This window comes from Streptomyces sp. FXJ1.172, assembly GCF_001636945.3.
In the GTDB taxonomy this organism is placed as follows: Bacteria; Actinomycetota; Actinomycetes; order Streptomycetales; family Streptomycetaceae; genus Streptomyces.
In genome coordinates this window covers 4,142,690-4,156,589 of record NZ_CP119133.2, presented here as the reverse complement: position 1 = coordinate 4,156,589, position 13,900 = coordinate 4,142,690, and the positions used below count along the sequence as shown (strand labels likewise).

Below are 13,900 nucleotides of genomic sequence, written 5' to 3'. Positions count from 1 at the left end.
ACGCATGGGTGAGTGGCGGGGACGGACCCCACCACCCGGACCGAAGGAGTCACCATGCCCCGTTACCTGTCGATCGTGCACATCGACGAGTCCACCGCTCCCGCCACAGGCCCCAGCGAGGAGCTGATGCGGCGGATGGGCGAGCTGATCGAGGAGGTCACCAAGGCCGGCGTGATGCTCGAAACCGCAGGGCTGACCCCCGCCGTCCAGGGCACCACGGTGCGCTGGGAGGGCGGAAAGCTGTCCGTCACCGACGGGCCGTTCACCGAGTCCAAGGAGGTCATCGGCGGCTACGCGATCATGCAGTGCAAGGACCGGGCCGAGGCCGTCGAGTGGGCCAAGCGGTTCCTGAAGGTCCACGAGGACTACTGGACCGTCTCGTGCGAGGTGCGGGAGATCGCCGAGGCCTGAGTGTTCGCTGGCCCCCTGGCACGGAGGGGTGTTGCATGGTGGGCTGTGGAACCACAGCCCACCGCGGCACACGCCATCGAGACCGTCTTCCGGCTGGAGTCCCCCCGCGTCGTCGCCGGTGTCGCCCGGATCGTCCGGGACGTCGGCATCGCCGAGGAGCTGACCCAGGACGCCCTGGTCGCCGCCCTGGAACGGTGGTCCCGCGACGGCGTGCCCGACAACCCCGGTGCCTGGCTCATGGCCACCGCACGGCACCGCGCCGTCGATCTGGTCCGCCGCCGCGAGACCTACGCCCGCAAGCTCGCCGAGATCGGCCGGGACCTGGAGACCACGGCGCCGCCGGAGGAACCGGCCGACCCGGAGGACATCGACGACGACCTGCTCCGGCTCGTCTTCACCACCTGCCACCCGGTGCTGTCCCCGCAGGCCCGCACCGCGCTCACGCTGCGCCTCGTCGGCGGCCTGACCACGGCCGAGATCGCCCGCGCCTACCTGGTCCCGGAGCCGACGATCGCCCAGCGCGTCGTGCGTGCCAAACGGACCCTGGCCACGAAGAACGTCGCCTTCGAGGTGCCGTACGGCCCCGGCCGCGAGGCCCGCCTCGGCTCGGTGCTGGACGTCATCTACCTGATCTTCAACGAGGGGTACGCGGCCACCGCCGGCGACGACTGGCTGCGCCCCGGCCTGTGCGAGGACGCCCTGCGCCTGGCCCGCGTCCTGTCCGCCCTGATGCCCAAGGAGCCGGAGGTGCACGGCCTGACCGCGCTGCTGGAGTTCCAGGCGTCCCGGACCGCCGCCCGCACCGCCCCCGACGGCACCCCGGTCCTCCTGGAGCACCAGAACCGCCGCCGCTGGAACAGGCGGCTCATCGCCCGGGGGATCCGGGCCCTCGACCGCGCCACGGGCCCGGGCGCCCCCGGCCCGTACGCCCTCCAGGCCGCCATCGCCGCGTGCCACGCGCACGCGTTCCGCTACGAGGACACCGACTGGCGCGCCATCGCGACCCTGTACGGCCTGCTGGCGGCCCGTGCCCCGTCCCCGGTGGTCGAACTGAACCGCGCGGTCGCCGTGTCGATGGCCGACGGCCCGGCCGAGGGCCTGAGACTGGTGGACGCGCTGGCCGCCGAGCCCGCCCTGCGCGACTACCACCTGCTGCCCAGCGTCCGCGGCGACCTGCTGGCCCGCCTCGGGCGCACGGCCGAGGCCCGCGAGGAGTTCGTCCGGGCGGCGGGCCTCGCACGCAACGAGAAGGAACGGGAACTGCTGCTGCGCCGGGCCGACGGGCTGCCGGGCTAGTGCCCCAACAGGCAACGTTCGCCCCGTCGCGACGCCCGGCACGCTCCCCCAGCCTTCGGCCGGGAGGTGCCCCCACTCGCCGCACGCCCGGAAGCCCAAGTACGTCCAGTACGAGGGCTTCCGGCCGGCACACCGAGAGCACGCACCGGACGCCGCTCCTTGACGGGCAAACGTTGCCTGCCGGGGCACTAGGCGGGCTGCCCGACCAGCATCGTGGGCGCGCCGGCCACCCGGGTCAGGAACACCGTCGCGGAGTTCGGCCCGTGCGGCTTGACCTTCTTGCGCAGTTCCTCCGGCTCGACCGCCGACCCGCGCTTCTTCACGGTCAGGGTGCCGACCTCCCGCTCCCGCAGCAGGGCCTTCAACTTCTTCACGTTGAAGGGGAGTTGGTCGGTGATCTCGTAGGTGGTGGCGTACGGGGTCCGATGGTGCCGGTCCGCGGTGACGTAGGCGATGGTGGGGTCGATCAGCCCGCCCCCCAGCTCCTCGGCCACCTCGGCGACCAGGTGCGCCCGGATGACGGCGCCGTCGGGCTCGTACAGATACCGCCCCACCGGCCGGACGCCGGGATCGGGCAGCCCGCGGCCGAGCAGTGTGCGCGGGCCGGGCAGCAGCGTGGCCCGTACGGCGCCCGGCGCGCCGGTCCCGAACCACAGCACGGCCTCCTTCACGTCCCCGCCGTCGGAGATCCACTCGGCCTCGGCCTCGGCGGGGACCGCCTCGTGCGGGATCCCGGGGGCGATCTTCAGGGCGGCGCGGGGTGCCGTACGGGCCGCGCCGACGGCCCACGACAGCGGCGGCGAGTACGCCTCGGGGTCGAAGATCCGCCCGCGGCCTCCTCTCCTCGCCGGGTCCACGAACACCGCGTCGTACCCGGCGGTGTCCACCTCGGTGACGTCGGCCTCCCGCACCTCGATCAGCTCGCTCAGCCCCAGGGCCTCGGCGTTCGCCCGGGCCGTGGCCGCCGTCAGCGGATCCCGGTCCACGGCGAGCACCCGGATGCCGGCCCGCGCCAGCGCGATCGCGTCCCCGCCGATCCCGCAGCACAGGTCGGCGACGCAGGCCACGCCCAGCTCCTTGAAGCGTCCGGCGCGGTAGGCGGCCACGGTGGTCCGCGTCGACTGCTCGACCCCGTTCGGCGTGAAGAACATCCGCTCCGCGTCCGCCGCCGTGAACTTCGCCGCGGCCCGCTGCCGCAGCCGGGCCTGGCCGAGCGCGGCCGACACCAGCTCGGCCGGGTGGTCGCGGCGCAGCCGGGTGGCGACGGCGAGTTCGTCCGCCGGGGCGATGCCGCGGACCTCCTCGAGGAGGGCGCGGCCTTCGGGGGTGAGGAGCAGAGCGAGGTCGTTCACCGGCTCATTGTGGGCCAGCCGGTGGACGGCGTGCCTGCGGCGGCGGTGTCGGCCCGGGATCCGGGTGCGGGCCTGGGAGGATCCGGCACCATGCGAGCAGTCGTACAAAACGATAAAAATTGGTCGCGTATGGCACGTCTGGCGCTCGGCCGCGGAGCCGCCGCGCTGGCCTGTGCCGCCCTGCTCCCCGGCTGTGCGGGCTCCGCCGCCACTCGTCCCGCACCCGGCCAGGGCGGTCCCGTGCAGGTCCTGAAGCCCCGGCCCCACCAGGCCACCGAGTACGAGCGGCTGGCCGCCGCCGCCAGGCGCTGGGGGCTGAAGGAGGTTCCGCTCACGCCCCCGCCGCCGCCCAGGAAGAAGCCGCAGATCACCGCCCGGGCCGGCTTCGAGGTGGCTCACCAGGAGGACTGGGACCTGCCCCCGGTCTTCACCACGGTCCCCACCGACCAGAAGATCGTCTTCCTCACGATCGACGACGGCTCGGAGAAGGACCCCGACTTCCTGCGGATGATGCAGGACCTGAAGATCCCGTACACCGCCTTCCTCAGCGACTACCTGGTGAAGGACGACTACGGCTACTTCCGCAGGATGCAGTCGTACGGTCACACCCTCAACAACCACACCCTGCACCACCCCTACATGCCGGGCCTGTCCTACGAGGACCAGAAGGCCGAGATCTGCGGCATGCAGAAGATCATGAAGAAACAGTTCGGCAAGGCGCCCACCGTCATGCGCTTCCCGTACGGCAACTACAACCAGGACAGCCTGCGCGCCGCCAAGGCCTGCGGCATCAGGTACGCGCCGATCTGGAACGAGGAGGTGTACGTCGACCACTGGGAGTACCGCGAGGACGACCAGAAGATGCGCCGGGGCGACATCGTCCTCACCCACTTCCGCGGCCGCTCCGACTGGAACGGCACGATGGTCGACGACATGCGCCGCTTCCTGAACAAGGTCACGCGCGAGGGCTACGCCGTGGCCCGCCTGGAGGACTACCTGTGAGGCCCGGGAGGAGCCCGCGGGCGGGGCGCGTACGCCAGGCCGGCCCTGGGCGGCGCCCGCGGCGGGCCACGGCCGCGCTCCTCGCCTCGGCCCTCCTCCTCGCGGGCTGCGCCCAGTCCGTCGACCCCATTGAACGCCTCGGCCGCAAGGCCGCCGAGCAGGTCCGCCCGCACGGCCCGCACGCTCCGCACGGCCCGCGCGGCCCTGCCCCGGACCAGGGCTACCGCCGCTGGGGCCTGGCCGAGCCCCTCGTCCGTCCGCCCCGGCCGGAGGCCCGCCCGCTCGCCCTCTCCCCGAACGGCGCGGGCCGCTCCCTGCCCCGCGTCATGGACCACGTCCCCACCCGTGACCCGGTCGTCTTCCTCACCTACGACGACGGCGCCGACAAGGACCCCCGCTTCGTCGACATGGTCCGCGAACTGCGGCTGCCGGTCACCATGTTCCTCACCGACAGCGTCGCCGGCCCCGGCTACGGCCACTTCGCCCGCCTGCACCGGCTGGGCGCCGGCATCCAGAACCACACCCTCGACCACCGCATGCTCGCCGGGCTGCCCTACGCCGGCCAGCGCGCCGAGATCTGCGGCCAGCAGGACCGCCTCCAGTCCCGCCTGGGCCTGCGCCCCCGCCTCTTCCGCCCGCCCTACGGCGCGTTCGACACCACCACCCTGCACGCGGCCACCGACTGCGGCATCTCCGCGATCGTCCTGTGGCGGGCCGCCATGACCCCGACCGACCTGGCCTACAGCCGGGGCGACCACCGCCTGCGCCCCGGCGACATCGTCCTGGTCGGCCCGGACGAGACGACGGGCAGGCCCCTGCGGGACCGCACGATCGGGGTCCTGCGCAGGGCGCAGCAGCGGGGGCTGACGGTGGGGCGGCTGGAGGATTACCTGTAGCCGCGCCGGCCCGCCGGCCGCGCCGCCCTGTCCCGGGCCCGGGGTTCCCCCTGCCGGGGGGTCCGGGAACGGGGCCGATCAGGCCGAAATCCGCGGACGCGCCGCACGGATTGGCACTCCGCTTGACCGAGTGCTAATCCCGGTCATAGTCTCGGCTCTGGCACTCGACGCGTGAGAGTGCCAAAAACGCGACGGGCAGGTCCGGCACCCGCGACGACGGATCCACCTGGTCGCCACCTCAGACAGTTAACCCCGTGAGATCTCCGAAGGGGGAGGTCGGATCGTGACGACCACCAGCTCCAAGGTTGCCATCAAGCCGCTCGAGGACCGCATCGTGGTCCAGCCGCTCGACGCCGAGCAGACCACCGCCTCTGGCCTGGTCATTCCGGACACCGCGAAGGAGAAGCCCCAGGAGGGCGCCGTCCTCGCCGTGGGCCCGGGCCGCTTCGAGAACGGCGAGCGCCTTCCGCTCGACGTCAAGGTCGGCGATGTCGTCCTCTACAGCAAGTACGGCGGCACCGAGGTGAAGTACAACGGCGAGGAGTACCTCGTCCTCTCGGCCCGCGACGTGCTCGCGGTCATCGAGAAGTAATCACCTCGAGCATTCCTTTGCTCTTGAGCTGCGCCCCTGGCCCCCGCGACCGATAACGAAGCCGGGCGCCCGGGGCGCAGTTGTCTTACCACTCAATAGATTTCCGAGAGGGCTTCCGCTGTCATGGCGAAGATTCTGAAGTTCGACGAGGACGCCCGTCGCGCCCTTGAGCGCGGCGTCAACAAGCTGGCCGACACGGTGAAGGTGACGATCGGCCCCAAGGGCCGCAACGTCGTCATCGACAAGAAGTTCGGTGCCCCCACCATCACCAACGACGGTGTCACGATCGCCCGCGAGGTCGAGATCGAGGACCCGTACGAGAACCTCGGCGCCCAGCTGGTGAAGGAGGTGGCGACCAAGACCAACGACATCGCGGGTGACGGCACCACCACCGCCACCGTGCTCGCCCAGGCGCTGGTGCGCGAGGGCCTGAAGAACGTCGCCGCCGGCGCCTCCCCGGCCGCTCTGAAGAAGGGCATCGACGCCGCCGTCAAGGCCGTCTCCGAGGACCTGCTCGCCACGGCCCGCCCGATCGACGAGAAGTCCGACATCGCCGCCGTCGCCGCGCTGTCCGCCCAGGACCAGCAGGTCGGCGAGCTGATCGCCGAGGCGATGGACAAGGTCGGCAAGGACGGTGTCATCACCGTCGAGGAGTCCAACACCTTCGGTCTGGAGCTGGACTTCACCGAGGGCATGGCCTTCGACAAGGGCTACCTGTCGCCGTACTTCGTGACGGACCAGGAGCGCATGGAGGCCGTCCTCGAGGACCCGTACATCCTCATCAACCAGGGCAAGGTCTCCTCCATCCAGGACCTGCTGCCGCTGCTCGAGAAGGTCATCCAGGCGGGTGCCTCCAAGCCGCTGCTGATCATCGCCGAGGACGTCGAGGGCGAGGCCCTGTCGACCCTGGTCGTCAACAAGATCCGCGGCACCTTCAACGCGGTCGCGGTCAAGGCCCCCGGCTTCGGCGACCGCCGCAAGGCGATGCTGGAGGACATGGCGATCCTCACCGGCGCCACGGTCATCTCCGAGGAGGTCGGCCTCAAGCTCGACCAGGTCGGCCTCGAGGTGCTGGGCTCCGCCCGCCGCGTGACGGTCACCAAGGACGACACCACCATCGTCGACGGTGCCGGCAAGTCCGAGGACGTCCACGGCCGCGTCGCCCAGATCAAGGCCGAGATCGAGAACACCGACTCCGACTGGGACCGCGAGAAGCTCCAGGAGCGCCTCGCGAAGCTGGCCGGCGGCGTGTGCGTGATCAAGGTCGGCGCCGCCACCGAGGTGGAGCTGAAGGAGAAGAAGCACCGTCTGGAGGACGCCATCTCCGCGACCCGCGCCGCGGTCGAGGAGGGCATCGTCTCCGGTGGTGGCTCCGCGCTCGTCCACGCCGTGAAGGTCCTGGAGGACAACCTCGGCAAGACCGGCGACGAGGCCACGGGTGTCGCGGTCGTCCGCCGCGCCGCGGTCGAGCCGCTGCGCTGGATCGCCGAGAACGCCGGCCTCGAGGGCTACGTCATCGTCTCCAAGGTGGCGGAGCTGGAGAAGGGCAACGGCTACAACGCCGCCACCGCCGAGTACGGCGACCTGGTCAAGGCCGGCGTCATCGACCCGGTGAAGGTCACCCGCTCCGCTCTGGAGAACGCCGCCTCCATCGCCTCCCTCCTCCTGACGACCGAGACCCTGGTCGTCGAGAAGAAGGAAGAGGAGCCGGAGGCCGCGGGCCACGGCCACAGCCACGGCCACGCCCACTGAGCCACGCCGCTCTCGAGCGAAGGCCCGGCACCCCGTGAGGGGGGCCGGGCCTTCGCCCTGTCCGCCGCCGCGCGGGCCTACTTCTCCAACTCGTCCAGCGCGCCCAGCTGTTGCATCAGCCCCAGCGTGTCGTCCTGCCACCAGATCTCGGTGATCTTGCCGTCGGCGCCGAACCGGAACATCGTCGTCCCGGTCATGGCGACCTGCCTCCCGGTGGGCGCGATCCCCAGGAAGTCGCCCTTGTGCGAGGCGTTCCAGCTCCACCGCGCGCAGGCCCGGTCCCCCTGGGTGAGCACGTCCTCGACGGTGAACGCGAAGTCGAAGGCCGCGCGCCACATCCGGTACTCGGCGCGGGCGTTGTCCAGCCCGAGGGTGTCCTGCGGATTGATCGGGTCGTGGCTGTGGATGTCCTCGTCCAACAGGTTGTTGAGCGGCGGCAGTTCACCGGGAGCCGCCAGCGCCGCGAAGAACCGCCGTACGGTCTCCTCGGCCAGCCGCTCGTCCCGCACGACGTCCAGGTCCGTGAACGTCGGCATCTCGTCGCACAGGGCGAGGATCCCCTGGAAGACCGCGCCGGTCTCCGGGAGATTCGAGTTCCGCATCGCCTCCTCGTACGACGGGAACTCCACGACTTCCACGATGTGCGACGCGTCCGAGCGGTCCTTGCCGACCAGCGCGTGCGTCGCCGTCCGCTTCCCCTTGGTCTGCTCGACCCAGTCGTCCATGAGCCGGTTCATCTCGTCCAGCCGGCTCGTCCTGCACTCGATGAGCTGTACGAAGGTCATGACGCCGCCTCCCGGCCCCCCTGGCCCGGTTCCTGTCACGCTCATTTTCGCCCCATTTCCACACCGGAGCGACGGCGTCACCCGCCTGTCCGCAGCCCTTCACCCGCCTGTCCGCGGGGCTGTGGCCTGCTCGTCCGCGGGGTTGCCGCTCGCTGGTGCGCGGGGTTCGGCCTGTTCGTCCGCGGGGTTGTCGCCGGTGTCCGCCCCTGCGCCGGGCTACTGCGGCCCGTACTTGCGGCCCGTCCTCGAGGAGATCCCGCCCAGGAGCCCACGGGGCGTCACCTTCACCAGGCCCATCAGCGTCTTGTAGCGCGGGTCGGGGATCGACAACGATTTCCCGCGGGCCAGGTCGGCCAGGGCCGCCGCGACCAGCTTGTCGGCGTCCAGCCACATCCAGCCCGGGATGTTGTCCGTGCCCATCCCGGCCCGCTGGTGGAACTCGGTGCGTACGAAGCCGGGGCACAGGGCCATCAGACGGACGCCGCTGCCCGCCAGGTCCCGGGCCGCGCCCTGCGTGAACTGCACGACCCACGCCTTGGAGGCGCCGTACGTGCCGCGCGGCACGAAGGCGGCCACGGAGGCGACGTTGACGATCCCGCCCCGGCGCCGCTCGCGCATCGCCTCGGCCGCCGCCGACGTCAGCCGGAGCACCGCCTCGCAGTGCACCTTGAGCATCCTCAGCTCGTCGGTCATGGCCACGTCCAGATAGCGGCCCTTGTTGCCGAACCCGGCGTTGTTGACCAGCAGGTCGACCGGGTTCTTCCGGTCACCGAGCCGGTCGGCCACCGTCTCGATGCCCTTGTCCTCGGACAGGTCGGCGCTCAGCACCTCCACCTCGATGCCGTGCCGGTCGTGCAGTTCGGTCGCCTGCTCGCGCAGCCGCTTGGTGTCCCGTGCCACCAGGACGAGGTCGTGCCCGTCCGCCGCCAGCCGCCGCGCGAACGCGGCGCCGATCCCCGCGGTCGATCCCGTAATCAGAGCCGTTGTCATGGCCCAAGGGTAGTGACCCGGACCGACGGCGTCCGCTGCCACGGGCCCCGCGCGAGGGCACCGGTGACGGTCTTTCAGCCCTGCTGCGCCGCCACGTACTTGCGCGCCCGCGCCAGCGCCTCCGAGTGCAGCGCCTCGCCCGCCACGAGCAGCCGCGGGAGGAGTTCCTGCTCGGTGGTGACCGCGCGGAACTGCATCTCCACCGTCACCCCGTGGTCCGGCCGGTACACGACCTCGACCGGATCGCCCGCCCGGATCTCACCCGGTTCGATCACCCGGAGGTAGGCACCCGTCGCGGCCTTCCGGGTGAATCTCTTGACCCAGCCGCGCTCGCCCAGATGGCCCTGGAACGTACGGCACGGAATCCGGCCCGAGGTCACCTCCAGGACGAGGCCGCCGCCGATCCGCCAGCGCTCTCCGATCAGCGCCCGGGAGACCTCCAGCCCCTCCGTCGTCAGGTTCTCCCCGAAGCAACCATTGGCCAACGATCTGTCGAGTTCGCGCTCCCAGTCGTCGAGGTCCTCGCGCGCGAACGCGTACACCGCCTGCTCGTCCCCGCCGTGATGCCGCAGGTCGCACACGGAGTCTCCGGCGAGCCCGCTCGCGCCGACCCCCTTGGGGCCCGGCGCCGCCACCCGCACCGGCCCCTCGGCCGGCCTCTTGTCGATGCCCGTCACGCCCTCCGCCTGGTCCGTGTACGGCACCGGCTGCGGGCGGCCCAGATTGACCGAGAGAACCTTCATGCACGCACGGTATGTGAGCCCGCCTCAAAGTGTCGAGCGAATATTGGGCACCTACCCCAAGCTGGGCTTATGCTCGAAGGGTGATAGAGGCCCGTCATCTCCGCGTCCTGCGCGCCGTCGCCACCACCGGTTCCTTCTCGGCGGCGGGGCGCGAGCTGGGCTGCACCCAGCCCGCCGTCAGCCAGCAGATGAAGGCCCTGGAGGCCTCGGTCGGCACGCCGCTGCTGGTCCGCAGCGGCCGAGAGATGCGCCTGACCCAGGCCGGTGAGGCCCTCGTCCGCCACGCCTCCGGCATCCTCGCCGGGCTCACCGCCGCCGAGGAGGAGGTCGCCGCCATCGCGGGCCTCAGGGCCGGCCGGGTCCGGCTGGTCTCCTTCCCCAGCGGCAGCTCCACCCTGGTCCCCACCGCGCTGGCCGCCCTGCGCGCCGCCCACCCCGGCACCCGCGTCTTCCTGGAGGAGGCCGAGCCCCCGAAGTCGGTGACCCTGCTGCGCGAGGGCGACTGCGACCTGGCGCTCGCGTTCCGCTACGAGGGCGCGGCCGTCGCCGAGGACTGGGACGACCTGGTCGTACGCCCCCTGCTGACGGACCGCCTGGTGGGCCTGGTGCCCGAGCGGCACCGCCTCGCGCGCGCGGAGAGTGTCGCCATCGGCGAACTGGCCGAGGAGCCCTGGATCGCGGGCTGCCCGCGCTGCCGGGGTCAGCTGGTCGAGGTCTGTGAAGGGGCCGGCTTCACCCCGCGCATCGACTTCGCCACGGACGACTACCCGGCCGTGGCCGGCCTGGTCGGCGCGGGCCTCGGGGTGGCCGTACTGCCGCAGCTCGCGGTGGAGTCGGTGCGGCCGAGGGGCGTGCGCACGGTGCGGCTGGAGCCGGCGGTGCGCCGCGAGGTCGTCGCCCTCACGCTGCCCGACCTGGCCCACGTGCCGGCCGTGGCGGCGACGCTGGAGCAGCTGGCCCGGGCGGCCACGCGCACGCAGGGACGCTAGCGCACGACCATGCGCGCGCGTGCCCGTCGGGAGAGTGATTGCAGAAACGTTCCTTCAATGGCTCGAGGCGGTGTCCCCGCTGGTGGTCGACGCCGACACCAGGCGGTTACGAGCCCGTCCCATCAACTCTTCGCGTTCGTCCTCGGTCAGGCCGCCCCACACGCCGTACGGCTCGCGCACCGCCAGCGCGTGCGCCGCGCACTCCGCACGGACGGGGCACCTCATGCAGACCTCTTTGGCCGAGTTCTCACGAGCGCTCCGAGCCGCCCCGCGCTCGCCCTCCGGGTGGAAGAAGAGCGAGCTGTCCACCCCGCGGCAGGCAGCCAGCAGCTGCCAGTCCCACAGGTCAGCGTTCGGTCCGGGAAGGCGGGAGAAATCTGCCATTACGTGACCCCTTGTAGCCGTTCTGGGCGGATCCGGTGCCAACGACCGTACATCTCCGGTCTAAGAAGATGAAAATATGACTCATTGCGAATCTAGCCTCGGACATCCCGAAACGGGAAGAAATGCGGCCGAATGGGGCATAGGTTGTGATGAAAAGTTGAGAGTCTGTTGGGCATGTCTGCACCGTGTCGAGACCCTCACGTAGAGTGCCGATGACGGCATGCAGCCCCGTAACTCTTTCGAGTGACCGTCGTTGAGAGTGCGGAGGCGGTTGAGAACACCGGCACTCGGGCAGGCGTCCGAGGCGGTCGACCGCACAGGTGACGATTCCGTACCAGCCTGGAGGCTCAAGGTGACGCGCATCAGCTGCGGAGGGCGGTCATGACATCCGTCCTCGTCTGCGACGACTCCCCGCTTGCCCGAGAGGCGCTGCGCCGCGCGGTGGCGACCGTGCCCGGTGTCGAGCGTGTGACGACGGCGGCCAACGGCGAGGAAGTCCTCCGCCGCTGGGGCGCCGACCGCTCCGACCTCATCCTTATGGACGTGCGCATGCCCGGTCTGGGCGGCGTGGAAACCGTGCGCCGGCTGCTGTCCGCCGACCCGGGCGCGCGCATCATCATGCTCACCGTCGCCGAGGACCTCGACGGCGTGGCCCTCGCGGTGGCCGCCGGCGCCCGGGGCTATCTGCACAAGGACGCCTCGCGGGCGGAGCTGCGTGCCACGGTGACGCAGGCGCTGGCCGACCCGACCTGGCGGCTGGCCCCGCGCCGGCTCCGGTCGGCCGAGATGGGCGCCGCGCCCACGCTCACCGCGCGCGAGATCCAGGTCCTGGAGGGCATGAGTCACGGCCGCTCCAACGCGGAGATCGGCCGCGAGCTGTTCCTCTCCGAGGACACCGTCAAGACGCACGCGCGCCGCCTGTTCAAGAAGCTCGGCGCCTCGGACCGGGCCCACGCGGTGGCGCTCGGCTTCCGCTGGGGACTGGTCCGGTAGCCGGTGCCCGGCCCTGCGGGGCAGGCGGGCCCGGCCGCCACCGGACACCACACCCGAACCCGACGACGGATCCGCCGCCCCGGCCGACAGCCGCCGACACCGGCACCGCTCACGGCCCGGGCCCCGGTCCGGCGCCCATGCCGCCCGACCCACCCGGGCTCCCGAACGCGACGCCCCCTCGACGCCGCGCTCGCCCCCGGGAGGACTTCGGCACGGGCAGACGGCCTGCACAGACAGGTGCCTTCCGGCGGCATCCAGGTGCCTTCCGCCGCCGTCGGCACCACCTGGGCCGTGACGGCGCGTTCGTGCGGTGGCCGGTGGGGGCGCGTGTCCGACGGCAGTGCTTTCGGCGCCGAGGCCGTAGCGGTGTGCTCCGGCTGGGGTGCGCAGAGGTGGATCCGCCGGCGGCATCCCCGTGTGTGGGGGCCTGTCGCCGTGGTCCGCCCGTCCGTGCGGGCGAGTGGGTGTGCCGCGGTGTGGCGGTCCCGGCGCTTCGGTGAAATCCCGGGACGAGCGTTCCGGTTGCCCGGGGAAGCGGTGGTGACGTGTTCGCGCGGGGTGGACCCGGTCACACTCGAGGCCGGATCCGCCGGGGCCCCGGCAGGCTGTCCTTCCGCGCGCGGGAGCGGGATCGCGTGCCGCGCGGAGGGCGCCGTGCCCCGCCCGTGCGAGACGGAACTGCCGTACGGCAAGGCCCAGGCCGGCGCGGCTTCGCCGGTCCGGGCAGGAGTGTCCGCGCCCGGCGTCGTCCGGCCTGTGCCCTGGCGCACATGGCCGGCCTGTGCGTGCCCTGTGCGTACGACCTCGTCGGACGCCCCGGCGGGTGGTGCACAAGGCGGCCCGCCGCACGCGCGCTGCTCGTTTCGGCGCGGATGCCGCATCCTTGAGATGTGGAGTCTCTCGGGGACGAGTCGGTCGAGCGGAAGGGGAGGGCGCAGGAGATGAGTGCCGGCGCACCTGCTCATAACGCTTCGGTGCACAACCACGAACACGATGCAACGGACCGGACGGCCGCAAGGCACCATGGACCGATGCGCGAGGACGATGCGGGCACGGCCCACGGGGCGATCGGTGCGCTCGTGCATCGCGCCGTCGACGGCGACGAGCAGGCCACGCACGATCTGCTCGCCCATGTCCACCCCCTCGCGCTGCGCTACTGCCGCACCCGGCTGTCCCGGCTCCCGGGCGACGCGCGCCACTTCGTCGAGGACCTCGCCCAGGAGGTCTGCGTAGCCGTCCTCCTCGCCCTGCCCCGCTACCGCGACACCGGCCGCCCCTTCGAGGCGTTCGTCTTCGCCATCGCCTCGCACAAGGTCGCCGACCTGCAGCGCGCGGCGATGCGCCACCCGGGCTCCACGGCCGTCCCCTCGGACGAGATGCCCGAGCGCCCCGACGACTCCCTCGGCCCCGAGGAGCGCGCCCTGCTCAGCAGCGATGCCGCCTGGGCCAAGAAGCTGCTGGCCAACCTCCCCGAGAACCAGCGCGAACTGCTCCTGCTGCGTATCGCCGTGGGCTTGACCGCGGAGGAGACCGGGCAGATGTTGGGAATGTCACCCGGCGCCGTCCGGGTCGCCCAGCACAGGGCGCTGAGCCGCCTGCGCGCGCTCGCCGAGCAGTAACACCCTTGGCCGAAGCCCCTGTCACCCTGCCGTGAACAGGCGCGCTTTGATTTCCGTACGAACATACGAAGCCTGAAGTCACCCGCGGCCGTGGAA

General features: G+C 71.9%; 14 protein-coding genes. 9 read left to right on the top strand and 5 right to left on the bottom strand.

What is annotated here, in order from left to right; all coding sequences use genetic code 11:
- Nucleotides 1-54: 54 nt before the first annotated feature.
- Together A6P39_RS18335 and A6P39_RS18330 are read left to right on the top strand one after the other, a co-directional pair.
- A complete protein-coding gene (locus A6P39_RS18335; protein WP_067050972.1) occupies nucleotides 55-411 on the top strand; it encodes a YciI family protein in 357 nt (118 codons plus the stop codon).
- A gap of 45 nt (nucleotides 412-456) precedes the next feature.
- On the top strand, nucleotides 457-1,707 hold the full coding sequence (locus A6P39_RS18330; protein ID WP_067050969.1) for an RNA polymerase sigma factor: 1,251 nt from the start codon (nucleotides 457-459) through the stop codon (nucleotides 1,705-1,707).
- A gap of 188 nt (nucleotides 1,708-1,895) precedes the next feature.
- On the opposite strand, the gene A6P39_RS18325 is transcribed toward A6P39_RS18330, so the two are convergent.
- Complete coding sequence (locus A6P39_RS18325) at nucleotides 1,896-3,059, bottom strand: class I SAM-dependent methyltransferase (protein ID WP_067050966.1); 1,164 nt, start codon at nucleotides 3,057-3,059, stop codon at nucleotides 1,896-1,898.
- A 90-nt stretch (nucleotides 3,060-3,149) separates the two neighbouring features.
- On the opposite strand from A6P39_RS18325, the gene A6P39_RS18320 reads away from it, so the two are divergent.
- The 4 genes from A6P39_RS18320 (at nucleotide 3,150) to groL (ending at nucleotide 7,301) form a co-directional block, all read left to right on the top strand.
- A complete protein-coding gene (locus A6P39_RS18320) occupies nucleotides 3,150-4,061 on the top strand; it encodes a polysaccharide deacetylase family protein (RefSeq protein ID WP_443052883.1) in 912 nt (303 codons plus the stop codon).
- Entirely contained in the window at nucleotides 4,058-4,957 is a 900-nt protein-coding gene (locus tag A6P39_RS18315) for a polysaccharide deacetylase family protein (RefSeq protein ID WP_067050962.1), read from the top strand. Before A6P39_RS18320 ends, A6P39_RS18315 begins: the two co-directional genes overlap by 4 nt.
- 283 nt (nucleotides 4,958-5,240) lie before the next feature.
- Complete coding sequence (groES, locus tag A6P39_RS18310; protein ID WP_067050959.1) at nucleotides 5,241-5,549, top strand: co-chaperone GroES; 309 nt, start codon at nucleotides 5,241-5,243, stop codon at nucleotides 5,547-5,549.
- 123 nt (nucleotides 5,550-5,672) lie between these two features.
- On the top strand, nucleotides 5,673-7,301 hold the full coding sequence (groL, locus tag A6P39_RS18305; protein ID WP_067050956.1) for a chaperonin GroEL: 1,629 nt from the start codon (nucleotides 5,673-5,675) through the stop codon (nucleotides 7,299-7,301).
- Nucleotides 7,302-7,378: 77 nt separating this feature from the next.
- On the opposite strand, the gene A6P39_RS18300 is transcribed toward groL, so the two are convergent.
- The 3 genes from A6P39_RS18300 to A6P39_RS18290 all read right to left on the bottom strand — a co-directional run bounded on the left by A6P39_RS18300 (nucleotide 7,379) and on the right by A6P39_RS18290 (nucleotide 9,819).
- Nucleotides 7,379-8,086 (bottom strand): ester cyclase, encoded by a 708-nt coding sequence (locus A6P39_RS18300; RefSeq protein WP_067050953.1) that lies wholly within the window; start codon nucleotides 8,084-8,086, stop codon nucleotides 7,379-7,381.
- Between the two features lie 216 nt (nucleotides 8,087-8,302).
- Nucleotides 8,303-9,076, bottom strand: a complete 774-nt coding sequence (locus A6P39_RS18295) for an SDR family NAD(P)-dependent oxidoreductase (RefSeq protein WP_067050951.1) — start codon at nucleotides 9,074-9,076, stop codon at nucleotides 8,303-8,305.
- Between the two features lie 74 nt (nucleotides 9,077-9,150).
- Nucleotides 9,151-9,819: an MOSC domain-containing protein gene (locus A6P39_RS18290; RefSeq protein ID WP_067050948.1), complete on the bottom strand. Its 669-nt coding sequence runs from the start codon at nucleotides 9,817-9,819 to the stop codon at nucleotides 9,151-9,153.
- 80 nt (nucleotides 9,820-9,899) lie between these two features.
- Here A6P39_RS18290 and A6P39_RS18285 point away from each other — a divergent pair, with 80 nt between their 5' ends.
- A complete protein-coding gene (locus tag A6P39_RS18285) occupies nucleotides 9,900-10,808 on the top strand; it encodes a LysR family transcriptional regulator (RefSeq protein ID WP_067050945.1) in 909 nt (302 codons plus the stop codon).
- A 54-nt stretch (nucleotides 10,809-10,862) separates the two neighbouring features.
- Here the strand turns inward: A6P39_RS18285 and A6P39_RS18280 are convergent, their stop codons facing one another.
- A complete protein-coding gene (locus tag A6P39_RS18280) occupies nucleotides 10,863-11,192 on the bottom strand; it encodes a WhiB family transcriptional regulator (RefSeq protein WP_067050942.1) in 330 nt (109 codons plus the stop codon).
- Between the two features lie 381 nt (nucleotides 11,193-11,573).
- Here A6P39_RS18280 and A6P39_RS18275 point away from each other — a divergent pair, with 381 nt between their 5' ends.
- Together A6P39_RS18275 and A6P39_RS18270 are read left to right on the top strand one after the other, a co-directional pair.
- The gene (locus A6P39_RS18275) at nucleotides 11,574-12,185 is read left to right on the top strand and encodes a response regulator transcription factor (protein ID WP_003948568.1); all 612 of its coding nucleotides are present in this window, start codon (nucleotides 11,574-11,576) and stop codon (nucleotides 12,183-12,185) included.
- 1,031 nt (nucleotides 12,186-13,216) lie between these two features.
- Nucleotides 13,217-13,804: a sigma-70 family RNA polymerase sigma factor gene (locus A6P39_RS18270; protein WP_067050939.1), complete on the top strand. Its 588-nt coding sequence runs from the start codon at nucleotides 13,217-13,219 to the stop codon at nucleotides 13,802-13,804.
- Nucleotides 13,805-13,900: the final 96 nt, after the last annotated feature.

Excerpts from the sequence above, each read along its gene's own strand:
- A6P39_RS18335 (WP_067050972.1), top strand. The coding sequence starts at position 55 with ATGCCCCGTTACCTGTCGATCGTGCACATCGACGAGTCCACCGCTCCC.
- A6P39_RS18320 (WP_443052883.1), top strand. The coding sequence starts at position 3,150 with ATGCGAGCAGTCGTACAAAACGATAAAAATTGGTCGCGTATGGCACGT.
- groL (WP_067050956.1), top strand. The coding sequence starts at position 5,673 with ATGGCGAAGATTCTGAAGTTCGACGAGGACGCCCGTCGCGCCCTTGAG.
- A6P39_RS18300 (WP_067050953.1), bottom strand. The coding sequence starts at position 8,086 with ATGACCTTCGTACAGCTCATCGAGTGCAGGACGAGCCGGCTGGACGAG.
- A6P39_RS18295 (WP_067050951.1), bottom strand. The coding sequence starts at position 9,076 with ATGACAACGGCTCTGATTACGGGATCGACCGCGGGGATCGGCGCCGCG.
- A6P39_RS18290 (WP_067050948.1), bottom strand. The coding sequence starts at position 9,819 with ATGAAGGTTCTCTCGGTCAATCTGGGCCGCCCGCAGCCGGTGCCGTAC.
- A6P39_RS18280 (WP_067050942.1), bottom strand. The coding sequence starts at position 11,192 with ATGGCAGATTTCTCCCGCCTTCCCGGACCGAACGCTGACCTGTGGGAC.
- A6P39_RS18275 (WP_003948568.1), top strand. The coding sequence starts at position 11,574 with ATGACATCCGTCCTCGTCTGCGACGACTCCCCGCTTGCCCGAGAGGCG.
- A6P39_RS18270 (WP_067050939.1), top strand. The coding sequence starts at position 13,217 with ATGCGCGAGGACGATGCGGGCACGGCCCACGGGGCGATCGGTGCGCTC.